The sequence below is a fragment of the Spirillospora sp. NPDC049652 genome, assembly GCF_040675125.1.
Taxonomy (GTDB): domain Bacteria; phylum Actinomycetota; class Actinomycetes; order Streptosporangiales; family Streptosporangiaceae; genus Spirillospora.
Genome location: NZ_JBFAOF010000506.1, coordinates 1 through 5,250 on the forward strand (window position 1 = coordinate 1; position 5,250 = coordinate 5,250).

At 73.2% G+C, this 5,250-nt stretch carries 5 protein-coding genes and 1 pseudogene; 5 read left to right on the forward strand and 1 reads right to left on the reverse strand.

The genetic code is table 11. The features are described from left to right. The 5 genes from AB0J52_RS26380 to AB0J52_RS26400 form a co-directional block, all read left to right on the forward strand. Positions 1-1,526 (forward strand): mannosyltransferase YkcB-related protein (locus tag AB0J52_RS26380; RefSeq protein WP_500184974.1); only part of this gene is annotated, 1,526 nt, incomplete at its 5' end. 146 nt (positions 1,527-1,672) lie between these two features. Then, a complete protein-coding gene (locus tag AB0J52_RS26385) occupies positions 1,673-2,461 on the forward strand; it encodes an RNA ligase family protein (RefSeq protein ID WP_500184975.1) in 789 nt (262 codons plus the stop codon). After that, positions 2,445-3,569 carry an AAA family ATPase gene (locus tag AB0J52_RS26390; protein ID WP_500184976.1) on the forward strand — a complete coding sequence of 375 codons (1,125 nt, stop codon included), beginning with the start codon at positions 2,445-2,447 and terminating at the stop codon, positions 3,567-3,569. Before AB0J52_RS26385 ends, AB0J52_RS26390 begins: the two co-directional genes overlap by 17 nt. Before the next feature lie 69 nt (positions 3,570-3,638). Next, positions 3,639-4,214, forward strand: coding sequence for a GNAT family N-acetyltransferase (locus AB0J52_RS26395; protein ID WP_500184977.1), 576 nt, complete (start codon positions 3,639-3,641; stop codon positions 4,212-4,214). A gap of 180 nt (positions 4,215-4,394) precedes the next feature. Beyond that, on the forward strand, positions 4,395-4,928 hold the full coding sequence (locus AB0J52_RS26400; RefSeq protein ID WP_500184979.1) for a pyridoxamine 5'-phosphate oxidase family protein: 534 nt from the start codon (positions 4,395-4,397) through the stop codon (positions 4,926-4,928). Between the two features lie 95 nt (positions 4,929-5,023). Here the strand turns inward: AB0J52_RS26400 and AB0J52_RS26405 are convergent. Further along, a pseudogene (locus tag AB0J52_RS26405) lies at positions 5,024-5,250 on the reverse strand (hypothetical protein); the annotation flags it as partial.

The following is a 5,250-nucleotide window of genomic DNA, read 5'->3' on the forward strand; positions in this document are numbered from 1 at the left end:
CGCTGCGCCGCCGCCTGGCGCACCTGTCGGCGGCGGGCGCGGCGCTGCTCGCGGCGTCGGCCGTCCTGACCGTGGTCTACCAGCTGACGCCCGCTTCGCATCGGCCGTACATGGACGGGACGACGAACAACAGTCCGCTGTCGATGGTGGTCGGTTACAACGGGCTGGACCGGTTCGGCGTCATGGTCCCCGGCACGCTGCGCGCCGCCGGGACGCCGGGGAACGGTCCTGCGAACCAGAGCAAGGGGAACGGGCCGTCGACGCAGTCGAAGGGCAACGGTCCGGCTCCTCCGGACGCGGTGCCTCCGCCCCCTCCCGGAGGGACCGGAGGGTCGTCGCAGGGCGGCACCTCGCAGGGCGGCACGTCCGAGGGCGGGAATCCGCACGGCGGCGACGGGCAGGCGGGGAACGCTCAAGGCGGCAGCTCCCAGGGCGGTGACGGCCAGGGCGGCAACGCCCAGGGAGGAAGCGCGCAGGGCGGCGACGGGAAAGGCGGGAACGCCCAGGGCGGGGCGTCCGAGCGCACGGGCGGCTGGTTCAAGCTGTTCAGCACCGACAACGCGACGCAGGTCGGCTGGCTGTACCCGCTGGCGGCGCTGGCGCTGATCCTGGGGTTCGGGTGGCGTCGCCGCGCCGGCCGGACCGACCGCGTCCGGGGCGGCTACCTGATGTGGGGCGTGTGGTTCGCGACCAGCGCGGTCGTCTTCTCCAAGATGGACATCTCGCACAAGGCGTACCTCGCGACGCTGAGCATCGCGGTCGCCGCGCTGGCCGGCGCCGGGCTCGTCGAGGTCGGACGCGCCTTCCTGGCCGGCGGCCGGCGTGCGCTGGCGCTGCCGCTGCTGGTCGTCGCCGAGCTGGCCTGGACGGTCTACCTCTCCCGAGACCACATGGACTTCCTGCCCTGGCTGATCCCGCTGGTCACGGTGGTCGGCGCGGTCGCGCTGGCGGCGATGGCCGTCGTGCTCGCGCGCCGGGCGGCGTTGCGCAGGCTGGCCGTGGCAACGCTGGCCGCAGGGATCGCCGCGATCCTGCTCACGCCGACCGCGTGGGCGGCCTCCGTCCTGGACGTCCGGTACGCGGGCGACTCCTTCGAGGCGGGAGCGGGTCCGACCAACGTCCACGAACCGGGCAGGCCGTACGCGCTCACGGCGGACGAGCGCGCCCTGCTGGCCTACACCCGGGCCCACAGGAACGGGGCCGCCTACCTGTTCGCGACGACCTCCTTCGACACCGCCAGCCCCTACATCACCGTGGCGGACGCGAAGGTGCTGGTCATCGGCGGTTTCCGCAGCTCGGTCCCGGCGCCGCCACTGTCGCGGATCAAGAGCCTGGCCGCCGCCGGGAAGCTGCGCTTCGTCGTGGTCGGAGGCTCGGCCGACATGGGCTATTCGGGTACGCCGGTCACTCCGGTCATCGACGAGACCATGCGCTGGGCGCGGTCGGCGTGCGTCCCGGTGCCTCCAGCGCGGTACGGAGGCACCGGGACGTCCGGTGAGTACCTGTACGACTGCGCCCACGGCTAGACACCCGACGCGCCTTCCGTGTTCCTCCCCCTTGGGCCTGGGACACGGAAGGCGTGTCCCGGCCGCTGTTCCGGGCGGGCGCCGCTCTTGGACGAGGGGTGGAAAACCGGTTGGCCGGGTTACCGGCGCGCCGGTACAACCGGGGCATGTTGCGCAAGTACCCGCGGACGCGGCACCTTCAGGGGTCCCGGCTGCAGCCGGGCGACCACGACCTGTCGGCCGCGCCGTTCAGCGAGATCGCGGGACGGTACCTGGTGGTGGAGGAGAAGCTGGACGGCGCGAACGCCGGGATCAGCTTCTCGCCGTCGGGTGAGCTGCGGTTGCAAAGTCGCGGGCACTACCTGACCGGCGGACCGCGCGAGCGGCAGTTCGCGCCGTTGAAGGCGTGGGCGGCGTCCGTCCAGCACACGCTGTGGCCGCGGCTGCGCGACCGGTACGTCCTGTACGGGGAGTGGCTGTACGCCAAACACACCGTCTTCTACGACGCGCTCCCCCACTACTTCTGCGAGTTCGACGTCCTGGACCGGCAGGACGGGTCGTTCCTGTCGACGGCCGAGCGGCGCACGCTGCTGGACGGCACGCCGGTCGTGTCGGTTCCGGTGCTGCGGACGGGCCCGCTGTCGGACCTGGAGGAGCTGACGGCGCTGGTCGGGCCGTCCACGTGCCGGACGCCGCGCTGGCGGGAGGCGCTGCGGGACGCGGCGGCGGCGACCGGCGCGGATCCGGACCGGGTCGCGGCCGAGACCGACGGCGCCGAGGAGATGGAGGGCCTCTACGTGAAGGTGGAGGAGGAAGGCCGGACGGTCGGCCGCTACAAGTGGGTGCGGTCGAGCTTCCTCACGGCGATCCTGGACGCGGGGACGCACTGGCAGGACCGTCCGATCATCGCCAACGGCCTGGCCGACCCGGGGGTGCTGTATGCGGGTGTGGGATGAGCTGTGCCCGGCGCCGCCGCACTGGACGGTGCCGTGGGACGAGATCGTCGAGATGTTCGCGTGGGTGCGGCGGCTGGAGGGCGTGCCCCAGGACGCCGTGCACCACGCCGAAGGCGACGTCGCGACGCACACGCGGATGGCGTGCGAGGCGCTCGCCGCGTCGCGCGAGTGGCGGGCGCGTCCGGCGGACGAACGGGCGCGGCTGTTCACGGCCGTCCTGATGCACGACATCGCCAAGCCGGACTGCACGCGGCACGAGGACGACGGGTCGATCACCGCGCACGGGCATTCGCGGCGCGGTGACCTGATGGTGCGGCGGATCCTGTGGGAGCTGGGAGCGCCGGTCGCGTGGCGGGAGCACGTGGCGGCGCTGGTGCGGCACCACCAGGTGCCGTTCTGGGCGCTGGAGCGCCCTGACCTGCGGCAGATCGCGTTCCGGGTGAGCCTGCTGGCGCGCAACGACGACCTGGTGCTGCTGGCGACCGCCGACATCCTCGGCCGGATCTGCGGCGACACCGGCGAGGTGCTGGAGAACATCGCGCTGTACCGGGAGTACTGCGCCGAGGAGCGCTGCCTGGACGTCCCGCGCGCGTTCCCGTCCGACCACGCCCGGTTCTGGTTCTTCCGCCGTCCGGACCGGGATCCGGACTGGGCGGCCTTCGACGACACGCGCTGCACGGTGACGGTGCTGTCGGGGTTGCCGGGCGTCGGGAAGGACCACTGGATCGCGGTGAACCGGCCGAGGGCGCCGGTGGTGAGCCTGGACGCGCTGCGGGCGGAGCTGGGCGTCGCGCCGACGGGCGACCAGCGTCCGGTGGCGGCGGCCGCGCAGGAGCGGGCGCGGGAGTACCTCCGGGCGGGCGAGTCGTTCGTGTGGAACGCGACGAACGTGTCGCGGCAGTTGCGGGGGCAGGCGACCGGGCTGGTCGCGGACTACCGGGGGCGGGTGGAGGTCGCGGCGCTGGAGGCGCCGCCGGAGGTGCTGCGCGCCCGCAACCGGGCCCGTGCCGCGCCGGTTCCGGAGGCGGTGATCGACCGCCTGGTCCGGCGGTGGGAAACGCCCGATCCGACCGAAGGGCACCGGGTGGAGTGGATCGCCACGGCGTGATCGTCGGGTAGGGGGATGATCGGGGAATCCCTGTCGCGGCGCCGGGCCCGGCGACCGTAGGATCGTTGAATGCTCAAGCCCGCGTACCCGATCCGCACCGAACGTCTGGACCTGCGGCCGTTCCGCGACGAGGACCTCGAGGCGCTGTACGTCTACCAGTCCCTTCCGGAGGTGGCCCGGTTCCTCTACTGGGAGCCGCGGTCGCTGGAGGAGTCCCGGTCGTTCCTGCGGGAGAAGAAGGCGGCGGCGGGCTGGGAGCGGGAGGGCGACTGGCTCGCGCTGGCCGTGGAGTGGCGCGAGCGCGGCGAGGTGATCGGCGAGGTCAACCTGCAGTGGAGCAGCCGCCGCGACCGCACCGGCGAGATCGGCTACATCTTCAACCCGGCCTACCACGGCAAGGGGTTCGCGACCGAGGCGGCGCGGGCCGTGCTGCGGCTGGCGTTCGAGGACGCGGGCCTGCACCGGGTGGTCGGCCGCCTGGACGCCCGCAACGACGCGTCCGCGCGGGTGCTGGAGCGGCTCGGGATGCGGCGCGAGGCGCTGCTGGTGGAGAACGAGTTCGTCAAGGGCGAGTGGGCCAGCGAGCTGGTCTTCGCGATGCTGCGCCGCGAGTGGGACGAGCAGTTCGCCGCCCCTCGTCGCTGAGCCGTGCGCGGCGGGCGTCGCCGCCGTCCGCCCTGTGTCCTGCTTGTGTCCGCCTGCGGGGTTGTCCGCCTGCGGGTTGTTCGCCTGACAGAGGATGTCGGTCTTTGGCGTGAGCATGGGTTTCGCCGGTCCGCGCCGATGGGAGGACGCGGACCGAGCCCTACGAACGGACGACGACCCATGCGCGAAACACCACAAGAGCTCGAAGAACTCCAGGCCCTTCTGGACGCCTCGCTCTCCCGCTCCACCTCGCATCTCCGCTCGATCATCACCGCGGAGCGCACGCTGACCGCCGAGCAGCTCACCGGTGTCCTCACCGGGATGTGCCCCCTGGCGCTGTCGACCGTGACGGCCAAGGGCGAGCCGCGCATCAGCGGCGTGGACGGGCATTTCCTGCACGGCAGGTGGTACTTCGGCACGGCCCGCGGGGCCGCCAAGGCCCGCCATCTGGCGGCCCGCCCGGCCGCCAGCATCGCGCACATGCGGGGCGAGGACCTGGGCGTGTTCACGCACGGCACGGTGGAGCTCCTCAACCCGGCGGGCGGCGAGCCCGCCGCGGACTGGCCGTACCTGCTCGCCTACTTCAAGGACTTCTACGGCGACGACGCCTTCGACTGGGACGAGGAGGTCGTCTACTACCGGCTGCTCCCGCACTGGATGAGCGTCTTCGCCCCCGACCCCGCCAAGCTGACGGACCAGAAGCCGGCGGAGTAGAAGAAGAGCGGGACAGCCCGGCGGCGTGGCCGACGACGGCCAGGACGACCCCGGGGAAGACCGGGCTACCGTGTCGCCCGGTCCCCCGGCAGGGCTTACGGCGTCGCGCGGTCGCCCGACCGCTCCCTGAGATCCGGTTCCGGTCCCGCGACGGGGTGTCCGCGCGGGGGGACGGCGGGACCGGGCGCGGCGGCGATGACGGCGCGGCCGACGGAACCGAGGACGATGCCGAGGGCCCATCCGGCGAGGGCGTCGGTGGGCCAGTGGTAGCCGAGGGCGACAGCGGCGACGCCTCCCCCGCCGCTGCGCCCCGGGCTGCGCC

What these genes read in the sequence shown, in the direction of transcription:
- AB0J52_RS26385 (WP_500184975.1), top strand. Translation starts at nt 1,673, where the DNA reads ATGTTGCGCAAGTACCCGCGGACGCGGCACCTTCAGGGGTCCCGGCTG.
- AB0J52_RS26390 (WP_500184976.1), top strand. Translation starts at nt 2,445, where the DNA reads ATGCGGGTGTGGGATGAGCTGTGCCCGGCGCCGCCGCACTGGACGGTG.
- AB0J52_RS26395 (WP_500184977.1), top strand. Translation starts at nt 3,639, where the DNA reads ATGCTCAAGCCCGCGTACCCGATCCGCACCGAACGTCTGGACCTGCGG.
- AB0J52_RS26400 (WP_500184979.1), top strand. Translation starts at nt 4,395, where the DNA reads ATGCGCGAAACACCACAAGAGCTCGAAGAACTCCAGGCCCTTCTGGAC.